The sequence below is a fragment of the Burkholderia sp. Ap-955 genome, assembly GCF_011753045.1.
GTDB lineage: Bacteria > Pseudomonadota > Gammaproteobacteria > Burkholderiales > Burkholderiaceae > Burkholderia > Burkholderia lata_D.
Genome location: NZ_VWWH01000022.1, coordinates 1 through 14994 on the forward strand (window position 1 = coordinate 1; position 14994 = coordinate 14994).

Below are 14994 nucleotides of genomic sequence, written 5' to 3' on the forward strand. Positions count from 1 at the left end.
GCGCATCGCACCCGGTCCCGCATCGGCCGACGGCATCGACGCGCTGCGCGCGAAGGCGGCTGCCGCGCGCGCGCCGCTGATCCTCGCGGGCGGCGGCGCGCTCGACGCGTCCGACGACGTGCGGTGGCTCGCCGAAGCACTCGATGCGCCGGTCGTGATGACGATCAACGGTCGTGGCGTGCTGCCGCCCGCGCATCCGCTCGGCATCGCGTGGTCGGCGTCGAGCGACGCGGTGCGCGCACTGATGCGCGACAGCGACCTGATCGTCGCGCTCGGCACCGAGCTCGGGCCGACCGATTACGACCTGTATGCGACGCGCAGTTTCTCGATGCCCGCGCGGCTCGTGCGGATCGACATCGATCCACAGCAGCTGTGCCGCAATGCGGTGCCCGCGCTGCCGTTGCTCGGCGACGTCGGCGAAACCCTGCGCGCGCTGCGGCGCGTATGGCCCGGCGACGCGAGCGCCCGTGCGGATCGCGACGGCATCGAACGCGCGACGAGGTGCCGTGCGGCGGCGCGACAGGAACTGAACGACGAAATGCACCGCGATCTCGCGCTGCTCGACAGCGTGCGCGACACGCTGCCCGATGCGGCGATCGTCGGGGATTCGACGCGCATCGTCTACGCAGGCAACGTCGGCTTCGCGGCGCCGCGCCCGCGCAGCTGGTTCAACGCGTCGGTCGGGTTCGGCTCGCTCGGCTACGGGCTGCCGGCCGCCGTCGGCGCGAGCCTCGGCGATGCGTCGCGGCCGGTGGTCTGCATCGCCGGCGATGGCGGATTCCAGTACACGCTCGCGGAGCTCGGCACGGCGGTGCAGCATCGTGCGCGCGTGATCGTCGTGCTGCTGAACAATGGCGGATACGGGGAAATCAAGCGCGCGATGGTCGATGGCGGGGTCGAGCCGGTCGGCGTGGATCTGCATACGCCGGATTTCGTCGCGATCGCACGGGCGTATGGATGGGGCGCGCAACGCGTCGAAGAGGGCGCTTCGCTGGCCAGGGCGCTCAGCGAAGCGGCGGCGCATGACGCACCGTATCTGATCGAGATTCGCGCGCGCTGAAAACGCGAACGGCCTCGCCATGCGAGGCCGTCGAGTGCGCCGCCGGGTTGCCGGCGGCGATGCTGCGTCATGCCACCGGCGCGCCGCGTTACGCGCGCTTGCGCGCCGTCTTCGGCGGCGGCAGGAACGTATCGACGATGCGCAGGCAGCTCGCCAGCGCGTCTTCCGCGGTAAAGGACGTCGGGTCGCGCGCAAGTTCGAGCCAGAACCCGTCGATCACGGCCGTCAGCGTCAGCGCGGCGAGATCGCTGTCGACGGTCCCGCCACGCACTTCCGCGATCTGGTCGAACAGTTTCTTCAGGGCTTGTCGGTAGCCGGCGTACAGCTCCTTGTGCGCCTTGCGGATCACCGGGTCGCTGTGGGCGACGCTCCAGAAGCCGAGCCACACCTTCACGTTCTTCGGCGCGAACACCGGCGCGGCGAAACACACCTTGATGATCGCGTCGAGCTTGTCCTCGGGGCCGGTTGCGTTCGCGGCCGCCGCGCGCGACACGTCGAGCAGGTCGGCCGCGAGCCGCTTGTAGGTCTGCGCCATCAGTTCGTCTTTCGACTGGAAGTGATGGTTGATCAGCCCGCGCGACACCTTCGCTTCCGCGCAGATGCGGTCGATCGTGGTTTCCGAATAGCTGTAGCGCGCGATGCAGCGCATCGTTGCGTCGATGATCGATTGCTGCCGCACCGCGGGCGTTTCGCGGATACCGCGGCCGCGGGTCTGAACCGGTGCGCTGCCAGGAGTCTTTTTCACGGAGTGACCTTACGGAATCGTCATGGCACCGATTATAGGGGAGTGTCGGACGCTTGTTCAATTACACCATCGAAAGCGGTGCGGAACCCGCGAAAACCCTTGCTCCAGGATGCTTGAAATCTGTTGAACCACCGTTCAACAGCGCCTATACTCGACTCCGCATGAGGTTGGTCGGCCATTCAACAAGACGCCGCGGTCCCGCACGGGACGGGCATGAGAATTCGACACAGGAGACAGCATGTTGGCGCGGGTGGAGAGCGTGAAGGCGGCCGTCGAGGCGCGCGTGCAGGTGACGGACCTGCACAAGCGGTTCGGCGAGCTGGAGGTGTTGAAGGGCGTGTCGCTGAGCGCGCGCGAAGGCGAAGTGATCTCGCTGATCGGCGCGAGCGGCTCGGGCAAGAGCACGCTGCTTCGCTGCATCAACCTGCTGGAGACGCCGACCCGCGGACGCATCGTGGTCGACGGCGAGGAGATCGGCCTGAAGGTCGACCGCAAGGGTCGCACGGTGCCGACCGATCCGCGCCAGGTCGAGCGCATTCGCACGCGGCTCGGGATGGTGTTCCAGAGCTTCAACCTGTGGGCGCACCGCACGGTGCTCGAGAACGTGATCGAGATGCCCGTGCACGTGCTGCGCGAACCGCGCGCCGAAGCGATCGCGCGCGCCGAGCAGCTGCTCGAACGCGTCGGCCTTGCCGACAAGCGCAACGTCTATCCCGCGTTCCTGTCCGGCGGCCAGCAGCAGCGCGTTGCGATTGCGCGCGCGCTGGCGATGCGGCCCAGGGTGATGCTGTTCGACGAGCCGACGTCCGCGCTCGATCCGGAACGCGTCGGCGAAGTGCTGAAGGTGATTCGCGATCTCGCGTGCGAAGGCCGCACGATGATTCTCGTCACGCACGAAATGGCGTTCGCGCGCGACGTGTCGAACAAGGTGCTGTTCCTGCACGAAGGGCGCGTCGAGGAGAGCGGCACGCCGGCCGAGATCTTCGACGCGCCGCAGAGCGAACGCTGCCGCCAGTTCGTCAACGCACATCGGCAACGCCACTGAACCGCGGGCGCGGCCCGCGCGTGCCAGTACGGCCGGCCGCCCCGATCCCTATCTTTCCTGCAAGGAGTCCGACCATGAAACGCGTCGCACGCAGTCTGCTGTGCCTGTTGAGTCTCGTCCTCGCGGCGCTCGCGCCGTTCGGTTCCGCGCACGCGTCGTCGGGCGTGCTGCGCTTCGGGGTCGCGGCCGAGCCCTATCCGCCGTTCCTGATGAAGAGCCCGACGGGCCAGTGGAGCGGCTTCGAGGCGGACCTGATCCGCGCGCTGTGCGACCAGATGAAGGCGAAGTGCGAGATCAAGGAAGTCGCGTGGGACGGCATCATCCCGGCGCTGCTCAGCGACAAGATCGACGTGATCTTCAACTCGATGTCGATTACGCCGGAGCGCCAGAAGGTGATCGCGTTCTCGCGGCCGTATTACGAGACGCCGGGCACCTTCGTCGGCGCGAAGAACCAGAAGCTCACGCTGACGCCGGACGGGCTGAAGGGCAAGGTGATCGGCGTGCAGGGTTCGACCGCGAACGCCGAGTTCATCAAGATGGCCTACGGCAAGTCCGCGACGGTGCGCCTGTACAACACGCAGGATGACTGCAACGCCGACCTCGTTGCCGGCCGCATCGACACGATGTATCTCGACCAGCTCGGCATTCTCGATTTCCTGAAGTCGAAGGACGGTTCGGCGTTCGAGCTGAAGGGCCCCGGCAGCGTGAAGATGGACCCGGCGATCTTCGGCTACGGTGTCGGCGCGGGGATGCGCAAGGCCGATGCACCGCTCAAGCAGCAGATGGACCAGGCGCTCGAGCAACTGCATGCATCAGGCAAGTACGCACAGATCGCGAAGAAGTATTTCCCGATCGACCTCTGGCCGCACTGATCGAGCGCACACGGGCGTCACGCACGGACGAGGAGGCGGCATGGACGGTTGGGGATGGGTGAGCTACCTGGGCATGGACCCGGACGGCTGGGGCGTCGCGCTCTTGCAGGGCGCGGGCGTGACGCTCGAGATTTCGCTCGGCGCGTTCGTCGTCGGCATCGTGCTCGGGCTGCTGGGTGCGGCCGCGAAGCTGTCCGGCGTGCACGTGCTGGAGCGGCTCGCGCAGGGCTACACGACGCTGTGCCGCGCGGTGCCCGAGCTGCTGCTGATCCTGCTGCTCTACTACGCGGGCACCGATGCCATCAACCTGCTGATGACGGCAGTCGGCGCCGGGCCGGTCGCGGTCAACGGCTTCGCGGCGGCAGTGATCGTGCTCGGCATCGTGCAGGGCGCGTATGCGGCCGAGATCATCCGCGGCGCGATCCTCGCGATCCCGTACGGGCAGATCGAGGCGGCGCGCGCATTCGGCGCGCCACCGTCGCTCGTGTTCCGCCGCGTGACGTTGCCGGCGATGGCGCCGTATGCGCTGGCCGGCTTCACGAACCTGTGGCTGATTCTCGTGAAAGACAGTGCGCTGATCAGCGTGGTCGGCTACAGCGAGCTGCTCTACACCGCGAAGCAGGCGGCCGGGTCGACGCGCGAGTACATGCACTACTACCTGATGGTCGCGGCCGTGTACTTCGCGATCACGTCGTTGTCCGGCATGCTGTTTCGCGAGATCGAGCGGCGTTTCGGCCGCTGGATGCCGGCATCGTGAGCCACGCCGGGTCTTCTCACGTCTTTTTCGACCGAACCGGATCAACGTCATGGATCTGAGCGTACTGTCTTCCTACGGATCGCTGCTGCTGATTGGCGTGCTGACCACCGTCAAGCTGCTCGTCATCTCGGCCGTGTTCGGCTTCGCGCTCGCGATCGTCGTCGCGTTCGCGCGGCTGTCGGGCAACCCGGTCGTCGCGCGCGTCAGCAAGGCTTTCACCGAAGTGATACGCGGCACGCCGCTGCTCGTGCAGATCTACCTGATCTACTACGGCGTCGGCTCGCTGTTCGCCGGCTGGCCCGCGCTGCGCGACAGCGTGCTGTGGCCGTTCCTGCGCGACGGCTTCTGGTATGTCGCGTTCGCGCTGGTGATCAGCGTCGGCGCGTATGTCGGCGAGGTACTGCGCGCGGGCCTGCGCGGCGTACCGAAGGGCGAGATCGAGGCGGCGCGCGCGATGGGGATGCGCCCGTCGATGATCGCGCGGCGCGTGTGGCTGCCGCGTGCGATCCAGATCCTGCTGCCGACGCTCGCGGGCGAGACGGTGATGCTGCTGAAATCGACCGCGCTCGCGTCGACGGTCGCGGTGATGGACGTGCTCGGCGCCGCGAACTACATCCGCGCGCAGACGCTGCGGACCTACGAGCCGCTGCTGGCGATCGCCGTGATCTACGTCGTGCTCGCGTTCGTGATCGAACGCGCGTTCGGCCGGCTCGAGCGGCGTGTGCCGGTACGCATGCCGCGGTGAACGAACCCTTGAAGATGCGGCGGCCGCTCGGGCGCCGCGCGACGGAGAACGCATGAACTATTCGAAGCTGGTCGATCGCCTGCAGGGCAAGCGCACGACTGCATGGGACATTCATTACGCGGCACAGGCGGCCGTCGCGGCGGGCGAGCCGGCGATCATCCTGAGCGTCGGCGATCCGGATTTCGCGACGCCCGACGTGATCGTCGAGCGCGCGGTGACCGCGCTGCGCGGCGGCGATACGCACTACAGCGAGGTGCGCGGCCGTGCGGAGTTGCGCGCGGCGATCGCGCGGGAGCATGCGAAGGCGTCCGGGCAGGCCGTCGGTGCCGAGCACGTGATCGTGACGGCCGGCGCGCAGAACGCGCTGTTCGCGATGGCGATGTGCCTGTGCGAGACGGGCGACGAGGTGATCGTGCCGGAGCCGATGTACCTGACGTACGAAGCGAGCGTGCGCGCGTCGGGCGCGACGCTCGTACCCGTGCCGGTCGATGCGTCGCGCGGCTTTCATCTCGACTTCGACGCGCTCGAAGCGGCCGTGACACCGCGCACGAAGGCGATCTTCTTCGCGACACCCTGCAACCCGACCGGCGTCGTCTTACCGCGCGCCGATCTCGAACGCATTGCGCAGCTCGCCTGCGAGCGGGATCTGTGGGTCGTGTCCGACGAGGTCTATGCGGAACTGACGTTCGAGCGCGACCTGGTCAGCATCGCGTCGCTGCCGGGGATGGCCGCGCGCACGGTGACGATCGGCAGCCTGTCGAAATCGCATGCGATGCCCGGCTGGCGGGTCGGCTGGGCGATCGGCCCGGCCGAGCTGATCGAACACGCGGAGCGGCTCGCGCTGTGCATGCTGTACGGGCTGCCGGGCTTCATCCAGCAGGCGGCCGTCACCGCGCTCGACAACAAGGCCGCGATCGTCGCCGACATGCGCGAGCTGTACCGGTGCCGCCGCGACCTGGCCTACGCGCGCCTGCGCGACGTGCCGGGGCTGCGTTGCCTGCTGCCGGAAGCCGGAATGTTCATGATGGTCGACGTGCGCGGCACGGGGCTCGATGCGCACGCATTCACGTGGGGATTGTTCCGCGCAAAGCAGGTCGCGCTGCTCGACGCGAGCGCGTTCGGCGATACCGCGTCCGGCTTCGTGCGCTTCGGCTTCGTCGTCGACGATGCGAAGCTGGCCGACGCATGCGAGCGCATTGTGGCATTCGTCGCGAGCCTTGGCGCGGATTCGCACGCAGTGTCGTGATGGGCAAGCCGAACCCGAGGGAGGACGGACGATGATCGAGGCGCTGGCATGGCAGGTGCCCGGCGACAGCGGGCAGCCGCTCGCGATTCGCGCGTGGCGGCTGTCGGGCGGCGACGGGCCGCGCGTGCATCTGCAGGCCGGCGTGCATGCGGACGAGATCGCCGGCATGCTCGTACTGCACCGCTTGCTCCCGCAGCTGTGCGCGGCGCACGATCGCGGCATGCTGCGCGGCACGGTGACGGTAGTGCCGCAGGCGAACCCGCTCGGGCTCGCGCAGTTCCGGCAAGGGCGGCTGCTTGGCCGCTTCCACGATGCGACGCAACGCAATTTCAACCGGCATTTCCATGAATCGGCCGCGGCGCGCCGGCCCGCGACGACATTCGCCGCCTGGCAGCGCACGTTGTTCGACGCCGCGTGCGGCGCCGATATCGTGCTCGACCTGCATACCGATTCCGAAGCGCTGCCGTACATGTACCTGCACCGCGATCTGTGGCCGGCCAGTCGCGATCTCGCGGCCGCGCTCGGCGTCGACGTCGCGATCCTGTGGGACGAGGACGACGACGGCGCGTTCGAAGGTGCGATCGCCGCGCACTGGGCGCGCAACGGCGGCCTGCGCGAGCGGCTCGTCGCGACCGTCGAGCTGCGCGGGCAATCCGACGTATCCGATGTACTCGCCGAGCGCGACGCCGACGGCGTGCTCGCGTTCCTGCGTGGCCGTGGCGTGATTGCGGAGCCTGTCGACGCGCACGACTGGCAGGGCGAGGCCGTGCCGATCGCGCACATGGAGACGGTGCTCGCGCCGGTGTCGGGCGTGCTCGTGTACGAGCGCGAACTCGGTGCGACCGTCGACGCGGGCGAGCGCATCGCGCGGATCGTCGCGCATCCGGGCATGCCCGGCAGCGAGTACGTGCTGGTCGCGCCGCAGGCCGGACGCATCGTCACGCGCAATCGCGAGCGGCTGGTCGCGCAGGGCGACGTCGCGCTGAAGCTGACGGGCTCGCGGCCGTCGGCGGGATGGTCGGGCGGCGCGCTCGATCCGTGATCGACGCTGCGCGCGACTATCCGCTTATTGAGAACTATCGAAATATTGCGTCCGGACTAACCCGCATCGCTGCGCCGAAATGACGTCGACGATACGGCGCGCCCCGCGCAGGGGCGCGTACACCCATCAAGCATCTCGCTTCCGACAGCGGCGCTACGCCCCGTACCGCTAGGGAAAACCATAGTGCCCGGGAGGCCGCCCTCGAAAGATCGAGTAAGCGCGCAGTCAGCTTCGCTGTTCAGAATCGCCGAACTCATTCAAAAAGCAAACCAGGAGACAGGCGATGCATGATGGGTTGGTGAAAAAGATCGAAGCGCATCCGAAGTATGCGCAGCTCAAGCGACGGCGCAATACGCTCGGTGTCTGCCTGACCGTGCTGATGCTGATCGTGTACTACGGCTACATCGCGCTGATCGCATTCGACAAGTCGTTCCTCGCGAAGCCCGTGAGCACCGGCGTGACGAGTGTCGGCGTACCGGTGGGCATGGCGGTGATCGTGTTCACCGTCGTCATCACGGGCATCTACGTGCGCCGCGCGAACAACGAATACGATCAACTGACGCAGGACATCTTGCAGGACGTCGCCCAATGAAGAAGACACTTTCGATGACGCTGGTCGCGCTGCTGGCCGCGCTCGTGTGCGGCGTGGCCGTCGCGGGCGGCGGCGATGTCGGGCAGACCGCCAAGCAGGCCACCAACACCACGGCCATCGTCCTGTTCGCGCTGTTCGTGGCCGGGACGTTGTGGATCACCAAGTGGGCGGCGTCGCGCACGCGTTCCGCCGCGGATTTCTACACCGCCGGCGGCGGCATTACCGGGTTCCAGAACGGCCTGGCGATCTCGGGCGACTACATGTCGGCGGCATCGTTCCTCGGCATTTCCGCGGCGGTGATGACGTCGGGCTACGATGGCCTGATCTACTCGATCGGCTTCCTGGTCGGCTGGCCGATCATCACGTTCCTGATGGCCGAGCGGCTGCGCAACCTCGGCAAGTTCACCTTCGCCGACGTCGCGGGCTATCGCTTCGAGCAGGGGCCGATCCGCAGCTTCGCCGCGATCGGCACGCTGGTGGTGGTGGCGTTCTACCTGATCGCGCAGATGGTGGGCGCGGGGCAGCTCATCAAGCTGCTGTTCGGTCTCGACTACTGGGTGGCCGTCGTGATCGTCGGTGCGCTGATGATGGTCTACGTGCTGTTCGGCGGCATGACGGCCACTACCTGGGTGCAGATCATCAAGGCGTGCATGCTGCTCGCGGGCGTGACCTTCATGGCGATCATGGTGCTCGCGCAGTACGGCTTCAGCCCGGAGGCGCTGTTCGCCCATGCCGTGGAAGTCAAGACCGCGATCGCCGCGAATGCCGGCAAGGCGCCGGACGACGCGACCCGGATCGGGCTGTCGGTGATGTCGCCGGGCGGGTTCATCAAGGATCCGATCTCGGCCATCTCGTTCGGCATGGCGCTGATGTTCGGCACCGCCGGCCTGCCGCACATCCTGATGCGCTTCTTCACGGTGCCGGATGCGAAAGAGGCCCGTAAATCCGTGTTCTGGGCCACCACGTGGATCGGCTACTTCTACGTGCTGATCTTCATCATCGGCTTCGGTGCGATCACGCTGGTGCTGACCAATCCGGAACTGGCCGACGTGGCCAAGGGCGTGATCAAGGGTGGCGCGGGCACGGCCAACATGGCCGCGGTGCTGGTGGCCAAGACGGTGGGCGGCGACGTGTTCTACGGCTTCATCTCGGCCGTGGCGTTCGCAACGATCCTGGCGGTGGTGGCCGGGCTCACGCTGTCGGGTGCGTCCGCGGTGTCGCACGATCTCTACGCGACCGTTTTCAAGAACGGCAAGGCCAACAGTGCCGACGAGCTGAAGGTGTCGCGCATCACGACGCTGGTGCTCGGCGTGATCGCCGTGCTGCTGGGCATCGCGTTCGAGAAGCAGAACGTCGCGTTCATGGTGTCGCTGGCGTTTGCCGTGGCGGCATCGGCCAATTTCCCGGTGCTGTTCCTGTCGATGATGTGGAAGGGCTGTACCACGCGTGGCGCGGTCATCGGCGGCTTCCTCGGGCTGGTTTCGTCGGTGGGGCTGACGATCGTGTCGCCGTCGGTGTGGGAGGCGACGCTTGGTTATCCGAAGGGTTCAGCGTGGTTCCCGTACACGTCGCCCGCGTTGTTCTCGATGACGATCGGCTTCGTGGGCGTATGGCTGTTCTCGGTCCTCGACACGAGCCTGCGCGCGAAGGCGGAGAAGGGCGCGTTCGCCGCGCAGCAGGTGCGTTCGGAAACGGGGCTGGGGGCGACGCGCGCCAGCAGCCACTAACCGGTCGTTAGCCGCTTCCGCCCGCCCCGGGGCCGACGATGCAGCCCATCGCATCGTCGCTCCCGGGGCGGGCGGAATCGTTTTCATCCGTCCGTCGAATCACGCTCCGGCAATAAAAAATCGCGAATTCGACTGAATTCGTCGATAATGCGCAAACGTTTTACGAAAGCCCGATTGCGGCTAATCAGCGGATTAAATAAATAAAAATAAAATATCCGAACCTGGAATTCAAAGGCCGCGCAGGACCGCCGGTCGAAGCCTCGTGGCACGAGGTTAACGGCAGATCCCGGCAATACTTTAGGGCGCTTTCGTCACAATTATTCATTTCATTTTTATCAATGAATGAATGATTTTCGGTCATCGGAGCGTCATACACCATCCCCGATAATTCGGCGCTCACATTCTTTCAATAGACCAAACGGCGATCGAAGCCGGATCGCTGCGGGGAGCTGTACTCATGACCATCCGTCATCGCATTACGCTGCTAGTCGTCCTGACGTTCTTCGCGCTGTCCGCGATCGGCATCTATGCCGTGTACCAGACGCGCAAGAGCGCATCCGAGGTACGCCAGGTCACCCAGGGAATCGTGCCGAGCGCGCTCGCGTCGGCGGATCTCGTCGCCGATGTGAAGAACATCCAGATCGCGACGATGACGCTCGTCTATGCGCCCGACGCGAATACCGCCGCGCAGGCGCGCGACGAGCTGAAGGCGAAGCAGGGCGCGCTGCGCGCCGCGCTCGACGGGCAGGCGAAGTCGGCGGTCGGCCAGGCGCAGGTCGGGCTCGTCTCGCAGGCGAAGGAGAGCGCTACGAACTATTTCGCGGCGATCGACGACACCGTGAAGATGAAGGCCGACGGCAAGCCCGAGATGGCGCAGGCCTACCTGTTCGCGAACGTCGCGCAGTATCGCGACGAACTCGAAAGCATCGTCGACACGCTGCGCGTCGAGAAGAACCGCCAGAAGGACGACGCGATCAGCGCGCTGAACGGGATGCTGTCGACCACGGCGACCGCGATCGCGGGCGTCGCCGGCACGGTCATCGTGCTGCTGACCGCGCTCGGCCTGCTGCTGTATCGCCAGATCACGCGCCCGCTGATCGGGATGCAGACGGCGATGAGCGAAATCGCGACGAGCCAGGATTTCACGCGCCGCGTGCCGGTGGGCCGGATGGACGAAATCGGCCATTCGATCGTCGCGTTCAACGGGATGATCGAGAAGATCCAGGAGAACTCGGCGCAGCTCAAGCAGAAGACGGCCGACATCCAGGCGATGCTGCAGAACATGCAGCAGGGGATCCTGACCGTCGTCGAGGGCGGCGTCGTGCATGCGGAGTATTCGGCGTACCTCGAAACCATCTTCGAGACGAACGACATCGCGGGCCGCGACCTGATGGCGCTCGTGTTCGACGACTCGAACATCGGTTCCGACGCCCGCTCGCAGGTCGATGCGGCCGTGCACGCATGCCTTGGCGAAGACAGCATGAACTTCGAGTTCAACGAGCACCTGCTCGTGAACGAAGTCGCGAAGCGGATGCCGGACGGCCGCGACAAGTGGCTCGACCTGAGCTGGTCGGCGATCACCGACGAGACCGACACGGTCGTACGCCTGATGCTGTGCGTGCGCGACGTGACCGAGATTCGCGAGCTGACCGCGCAGGCCGGCGAGCAGCAGCGCCGCCTCGAGATGATCGGCGAGATTTTGTCGATCAGCCAGGACAAGTTCCACGACTTCGTGCACAGCGCGAAGGGCTTCCTCAGCGAGAACGAGCGGATGATCCGCCAGCACGAGCGCGCCGATCACTCGATCGTCGCGGCGCTGTTCCGCAACATGCACACGATCAAGGGCAATGCGCGCACGTACAGCCTCCAGCACCTGACCAACATCGTCCACGAAGCGGAGCAGGCGTACGACTCGCTGCGCCGCGCGGACGGCGGCCCGGAGTGGAACCGCGACGCGCTGATGGACGACCTGGCCCGCGTACGCGACGCGGTCGAACATTACGCGACGATCAACGCGGTCACGCTCGGCCGCAGCGGCGAAGCGGTGCAGGGCGACGACTTCCTGATGGTCGAGCGCGCGCACATCAGCGAGAGCCTGCGCGTGCTCGACGGCGCCGATCCGGCGAATGCGTCCGACTGGCACGCGGCCCGGGATGCCGTGCGCCGCATGCTGAGCCAGCTCGGCACGCAGGGCATCGGCGATGCGCTCGGCGGCGTGATCGAGTCGCTGCCGTCGCTCGCGGCCGAACTCGGCAAGCCGGCGCCGGTCGTGCATATCGACAGCCACGGCCACCGCGTGCGCAGCGAAATCGCCGCGACGCTGAAGAACGTGTTCATGCACCTGCTGCGCAATTCGATGGACCACGGGATCGAATCGTCCGACGAGCGGCGCGCGGCCGGCAAGGCGGCGTCCGGCACGATCGACATCGCGGTCGGCGTGGGCGGCGGCGAGCTGTGGTTCGTGCTGAGTGACGACGGCCGCGGCCTTGCGCTCGACCGGATTCGCGGCATCGCACGCGAGCGCGGCTGGATCGACGCCGACCACGACGCGGCGCTGTCCGACGAAGAGGTGGCCGAGCTGATCTTCCGGCCGGGTTTCTCGACCGCGCAGACGGTGACCGAAGTGTCGGGGCGCGGCGTCGGCATGGACGCGGTGCGCAACTTCCTGAAGCGCGACGGCGGCGACATCGCGCTGCGTTTCACCGACGATCGCGTCGGCGCGCCGTATCGCGCGTTCGAGACGATCGTGTCGCTGCCGGCCCGCTTCGCGGCGGACGGTGCCGCCCAGGGCGTCGTGCACGAGCGTGCGCACAGCGCGGATATCGGCGCGGCGGAGTGACGACGTGATCGTGCAGGCGTGGATGATCCAGATGGCCGCCGCACTGGCGGGCGGTGTCGTCGTCGCCATCGTGGCGGCGGTCGTGTTTCGCGTGACGCGCAAGCGGCTCGTCGCGGCGCTCGAGCGCGATGCGGCGCAGTTGCGCGGCGCGCTCGCCGCAGCCGATGCGCGCATCGCAGACGTGAAGTCGGCGCATGCGGAGGCGGCCGACGCATGGGCGCAGCGCGAGGCGCAGCTCAAGGATGCGCTGGCGCGCGAGACGTCCGCCGCCGGCACGCAGCGCGACGCCATGCAGGCGCTGTCGGCCGATCGAACGGCGCTCGCGCAGCATGCAATGAAGATCGCCGACGAAGCCGCGCGCCTGCGCGGGCTCGCCGGCACGTTCGAGCGCTGGCACGAGCAGATGATCTCGCTGACCACGCAGAACCAGGACATGCGCGCGAAGAACCAGGAGCTGTCGGCGATCGTCGCGCACGTGTCGATCGTGTCGCTGAACGCGTCGATCGAGGCCGCGCGCGCCGGCGCGGCCGGGCGCGGTTTCTCCATCGTCGCGAGCGAGGTGCGCGGGCTGGCCGCGCGCTCGCAGCAACTGTCGAACAGCTATCGCGACAGCCTGAACCGCAACGATCTCGTGACGGCCGCGACGTTCCAGGACATCCAGGCCGGCGGCAAGATGATCACGGCCGCGCTCGCGACCGTCGAGACGCTGGCCGGGCAACTGCACGCGCGGATCGAAGGAGGCGCGGCGTGATCAGCGCGCAGGCGAAAGCGGGCTTCGAGCGGATTTTCTTCGACGCGGCGCGCACGCGGCTCGCATCCGGCGGCGCGTGCGACATCCGGCCGTCTGCCGGCCCCGCACACGACGGGCGGGATCACGCGCCCGCGAAGTCGCGCACGAAGCCGACGGTGCCCGAGCATGTCGCGGTGCTGACGATTTCGGCGCTGCATTTCCGCCTGCTGCTCGCCCTGCGCTTCAGCGACGACGACGCGACGCGCCGCTATTTCGCCGGCGCGACGGCGGGCACGAGCAGCCAGCGGCCGTTGCCCGAAGCATTCATGGAAGTCGCGAACCTGTGCTGCGGCGCGATCAACCAGGCGCTGACCGTGCCGTTTCCCGACCTGGGGATGTCGACGCCTTGTCTGCTGAGCGGATCGAGCATCGACTACCTGCCCGCGCTGGCGCCGAATCACGTGGCCGCCTACGACCTGACGCTCGATGGCGACGTGCGGGTCGGCGCGACGCTGTGCGTGTGCGCGAACGCGCCGGTCGATTTCCATGTGCCGGAAACGGCCACGGTGGATACCGGCGGCGAGCTCGAACTGTTCTGACCGACCCTGACCGACCATGAGGAAACCTTGAGATGACCTTGGATAAACCCGTCAGCAAGGTGCTCGTACTCGACGACAGTCGCGCGCACGCCGACGCGATCAAGCGCTTCTGCGACGAGCACAACCTGGTCGGCCTGACCGTGCGGCGCAACCGGCTGCTGAAGGTGCTGCGCTCGAACATCGACCTCGGCGCGATCCTGCTGGCCGAGGATTACGGCGGTTCGCCGGCCGAGAGCGCGATCATCGCGACGCAGATCGATGCGCTGCGCCCCGAGCTGCCGATCATCCTGCGCCGCGAATCGCTCACATCGCGCGACGGGCTGCCGGAGGCGCTCGCGCGCGTCGCATGCGCGGCCTACGTCGCGGACGACATGACGCCGCTCAAGCGCGCGATCGACGAATACCTGTTCGGCCGCGACTACCCGAACGCACTCGTGCGCGGCATCTCGGAGATCACCGAGGCGCGCATCGACAGCCTGTTCCCGGGCATGACGATCGAGCACGAAACGCCGTGCATCGTGCGCGACCAGATCATCTTCGGCGAAGTGTTCAGCCTGATCGCGCTCGAGAGCGCGTGGTGCCGCGGCTACATGCTGCTGCAGACGAGCGAGCAGCCGCTGCTCGACATGATCGGCGGCACGCGCGAAGACGGCCGCGCGCCGGATTTCCGCGACGTGAACAACGTGCTCGGCGAGCTGACCAACCTCGTCTGGGGCGCGTTCAAGAACCGCTATCTCGGCGACGCCGAGGCGCTGGCGCGCCACACGGTGCAGGTGCCGCTCGTCGTCAATCACAAGCAGAAGTTCATCTCGTTCGGCGGCGATTGCCCGCAGCTCTGCTTCAAGTACCGGATGACCGATCCGGCATCGGGGCGCTCCGTCTGTCTCGACCAGCGCTTCGTGTTCAGCCTGAGCTGGTCGCCGGAGGATTTCCGCGAATCAGTGCAGGACGTGGGGCCGATGGTCGAATCGGGTGAACTCGAACTGTTTTGAATA

14 protein-coding genes are annotated in these 14994 nt (G+C 67.1%); 13 read left to right on the plus strand and 1 reads right to left on the minus strand.

Going from position 1 to position 14994, the window contains the following annotated elements; genetic code table 11:
- Nucleotides 1-1060: thiamine pyrophosphate-dependent enzyme (locus F3J15_RS14825; RefSeq protein WP_166891963.1), on the plus strand; the 1060-nt coding region annotated here is incomplete at its 5' end.
- Nucleotides 1061-1148: 88 nt separating this feature from the next.
- On the opposite strand, the gene F3J15_RS14830 is transcribed toward F3J15_RS14825, so the two are convergent.
- Entirely contained in the window at nt 1149-1805 is a 657-nt protein-coding gene (locus F3J15_RS14830) for a TetR family transcriptional regulator C-terminal domain-containing protein (protein ID WP_345891504.1), read from the minus strand.
- 238 nt (nt 1806-2043) lie between these two features.
- Between F3J15_RS14830 and F3J15_RS14835 the strand changes: the two genes are divergently transcribed.
- From F3J15_RS14835 to F3J15_RS14890, 12 genes are all read left to right on the plus strand, one after another.
- Nucleotides 2044-2850, plus strand: coding sequence for an ATP-binding cassette domain-containing protein (locus F3J15_RS14835; protein ID WP_089486063.1), 807 nt, complete (start codon nt 2044-2046; stop codon nt 2848-2850).
- 74 nt (nt 2851-2924) lie between these two features.
- Complete coding sequence (locus F3J15_RS14840; protein WP_089486062.1) at nt 2925-3722, plus strand: transporter substrate-binding domain-containing protein; 798 nt, start codon at nt 2925-2927, stop codon at nt 3720-3722.
- A gap of 40 nt (nt 3723-3762) precedes the next feature.
- On the plus strand, nt 3763-4479 hold the full coding sequence (locus F3J15_RS14845; protein ID WP_166891965.1) for an ABC transporter permease subunit: 717 nt from the start codon (nt 3763-3765) through the stop codon (nt 4477-4479).
- 49 nt (nt 4480-4528) lie between these two features.
- Complete coding sequence (locus F3J15_RS14850; protein WP_166891969.1) at nt 4529-5224, plus strand: ABC transporter permease subunit; 696 nt, start codon at nt 4529-4531, stop codon at nt 5222-5224.
- Between the two features lie 52 nt (nt 5225-5276).
- Nucleotides 5277-6470 carry an aminotransferase class I/II-fold pyridoxal phosphate-dependent enzyme gene (locus F3J15_RS14855; protein ID WP_166891972.1) on the plus strand — a complete coding sequence of 398 codons (1194 nt, stop codon included), beginning with the start codon at nt 5277-5279 and terminating at the stop codon, nt 6468-6470.
- A gap of 31 nt (nt 6471-6501) precedes the next feature.
- Nucleotides 6502-7512, plus strand: a complete 1011-nt coding sequence (locus F3J15_RS14860; RefSeq protein WP_166891976.1) for a succinylglutamate desuccinylase/aspartoacylase family protein — start codon at nt 6502-6504, stop codon at nt 7510-7512.
- Between the two features lie 283 nt (nt 7513-7795).
- Nucleotides 7796-8104, plus strand: a complete 309-nt coding sequence (locus tag F3J15_RS14865) for a DUF485 domain-containing protein (protein ID WP_069251268.1) — start codon at nt 7796-7798, stop codon at nt 8102-8104.
- Nucleotides 8101-9831: a cation acetate symporter gene (locus F3J15_RS14870; protein WP_069251269.1), complete on the plus strand. Its 1731-nt coding sequence runs from the start codon at nt 8101-8103 to the stop codon at nt 9829-9831. The genes F3J15_RS14865 and F3J15_RS14870 overlap by 4 nt, the downstream gene beginning before the upstream one ends.
- A 457-nt stretch (nt 9832-10288) precedes the next feature.
- Nucleotides 10289-12670: an MCP four helix bundle domain-containing protein gene (locus tag F3J15_RS14875; RefSeq protein ID WP_166891979.1), complete on the plus strand. Its 2382-nt coding sequence runs from the start codon at nt 10289-10291 to the stop codon at nt 12668-12670.
- A gap of 22 nt (nt 12671-12692) precedes the next feature.
- Complete coding sequence (locus F3J15_RS14880) at nt 12693-13421, plus strand: methyl-accepting chemotaxis protein (protein ID WP_166892126.1); 729 nt, start codon at nt 12693-12695, stop codon at nt 13419-13421.
- Entirely contained in the window at nt 13418-13999 is a 582-nt protein-coding gene (locus tag F3J15_RS14885) for a hypothetical protein (protein ID WP_166891983.1), read from the plus strand. Before F3J15_RS14880 ends, F3J15_RS14885 begins: the two co-directional genes overlap by 4 nt.
- Nucleotides 14000-14031: 32 nt before the next feature.
- The gene (locus F3J15_RS14890; RefSeq protein ID WP_166891986.1) at nt 14032-14991 is read left to right on the plus strand and encodes a chemotaxis protein CheX; all 960 of its coding nucleotides are present in this window, start codon (nt 14032-14034) and stop codon (nt 14989-14991) included.
- Nucleotides 14992-14994: the final 3 nt, after the last annotated feature.